The following is a 2290-nucleotide window of genomic DNA, read 5'->3' on the forward strand; positions in this document are numbered from 1 at the left end:
TGTTAGCGCTACTGTAAAAACAACCATTTTGACCAACGCTCAACAACCAATCATGCCAACGCAATCCCGCCATTTGCGCCAACGCATTTTCACCATTTCCACCAACGCCGGGGCTTACGCTTCGATCGACGAGCGAACGATGCTTTCGGGAGGAGCGGGCCGTGGCGGAGAAGAACCTGATCGGAGAGTTGGACATGTACAGGGAAGCGGGCATAAAGCCCAACTTCAGCGACATAGCGAAGCGCTACGGCAAGGACAGGCACACCGTGGCGTCGTACTGGAGGGCCGAGGGCGGGCGGCCCCACGACGGGCGCGGCGACAGGGCGGGCTCGTTCGACGCGCACATCGAGGAGGTGGCCGCCAAGGCGCAGCTGCCGGGAGTCACCAAGAAGGGCATCCACGAGTGGCTGCTGCACAGGTATCCCGGCGAGGACCTGGCCGGCTACAACGCCTTCACCCAGTTCATGCGCAAGAACGGCATCGCCGTCGGGGCCTCCGGCGGCCCGGAGCCGCACCCGCGCTTCGAGACGCCGCCCGGACTGCAGCTGCAGTTCGACTGGAAGGAGTCCGTCAAGATGGCGAACCGCGACGGCGAGCTGTTCGAGTTCAACGTGTTCGCGGCGACGCTGGGCCATTCCCGCAGGCACATATTCATCCGGTCGAGGACCAGGACGACCGACGACCTGGTCAGGTGCATGTACGCCACGATCGCGAGGCTCGGCGGCGTGCCGCGCGAGTGGGTCACGGACAACATGTCCGCCCTGGTGACGATCAAGGGCGGCCGGCGCCTCAAGGTCCAGCGCGCGTACGAGTTCGCCAAGGCCGCCGGCTTCGAGCTGAAGCTGTGCCGCCCGCGCAGCCCCCAGACGAAGGGCAAGGTCGAGTCGTCGAACCGCTTCCTGTCGCGGCTCATGGCCTACCAGGGCGACTTCGACGGCTGGGACGACATCGACGAGATCGTCGCGCGGATCGAGGACGCCAGCAACTCCGAGCCCAACGAGACCACGGGGCTGCCTCCCTCCGCGCTGTTCATGGAGGAGAAGGGCGCGCTGCTGCCCGTCGGCAACCTGCGCGCCCTCGAGGAGGCGATGGGCGACGTGGTGCGCGTGGCCAGGGTGCCGGCCACGATGCTGGTGAGCGCGCACGGCGAGCCCATGTCGGTGCCCAGGCGCTGCATCGGCAGGCCCGCCCGCATCGTCTGCATGCCCGGCGGCGCGATGGACTGCTACGTCGGCGGCGAGCTGGTGGCCACGCACGTGGCGGGCGGGCCGGCCTACGACCCGGCGCACTACGCCGAGGCCATGGCCGGCAAGCGGTGGTTCGGCGACGCCGCCGGCGACATCGAGGCGGCCGCCGCGGCCAACCTCGGCCTGCTCGACTCGATAGGGGGCTCGCTGTGAGCGCCGCCGTGCAGGCCAGCCCCCTCAACCGCCTGGCGGCCAACCTCGAGGAGCTGGGGCTCGAGGGCATGGCGTCGTCGGTGCCCGAGTACGTCAGGCTCGTCGCCGACGGGAGGAAGGGCCTGGTCGACGCCATGCTCGAGCTCACCGACGCCCAGATAGCCCTCAAGCGGCGCGCCGACGACGAGCGCCGCACGAGGATGGCCAACTTCCCCTACATAAAGACGCTGGCCGACTTCGACTGGGGCTTCCAGCCGAGCGTGCCGCGCGGGCTGGTCGAGCAGCTGGCCACGCTCGAGTTCATCGACCGCGGCGACAACGTCGTGCTCGTCGGCAGCCCGGGCGTCGGCAAGACCCACCTGTCGATAGCCATAGGCCACGAGGCGGTGATGGCCCGCAAGCAGGTGTACTTCGCCGACTGCTCGAGGCTGGTCGAGGACCTCAAGCACGCCTCGGCGAAGGAGGCGCTGGCGCGCAGGATGCGGTTCTACGAGCACTGCAGCCTGCTGATAATAGACGAGCTCGGCTACCTCGACATCGGCAAGGAGGGGGCCGACCTGCTGTTCCAGCTGGTCAACAGGCGCTACGCGCTAAAGCGGTCGACCATCGTCACGACCAACGTGCCGGTGGGCAGGTGGGGCGACGTGTTCGGCAGCAACGTCACGGCCTCGGCGGTGGCCGACAGGCTTTGCCACCATTGCGCGATGATCAAGATAACGGGACGGTCGTACCGCCTGAAGGACGTATCAATCGGCGGTGAGGACGGGAAGGAGGAGGGGGCCTAGACGCCGAAAGCGGCGCATCCGCGTTGGCGAATCCGGCGCATCCGCGTTGGCGCGATTGGCGAAAATACGTTGGTGAAAATGGTGAAAAATATATTGACGCTAACA

At 67.1% G+C, this 2290-nt stretch carries 2 protein-coding genes; both read left to right on the plus strand.

The genetic code is table 11. The features are described from left to right. Positions 1-161 precede the first annotated feature (161 nt). Positions 162-1400: an IS21 family transposase gene (gene istA, locus DW899_RS10345; RefSeq protein ID WP_117801066.1), complete on the plus strand. Its 1239-nt coding sequence runs from the start codon at positions 162-164 to the stop codon at positions 1398-1400. Continuing rightward, positions 1397-2185 (plus strand): IS21-like element helper ATPase IstB, encoded by a 789-nt coding sequence (istB, locus tag DW899_RS10350; RefSeq protein ID WP_117648567.1) that lies wholly within the window; start codon positions 1397-1399, stop codon positions 2183-2185. Before istA ends, istB begins: the two co-directional genes overlap by 4 nt. Positions 2186-2290 lie beyond the last annotated feature (105 nt).

The sequence above is a fragment of the Collinsella sp. AM41-2BH genome (assembly GCF_003468085.1).
Lineage (GTDB): Bacteria > Actinomycetota > Coriobacteriia > Coriobacteriales > Coriobacteriaceae > Collinsella.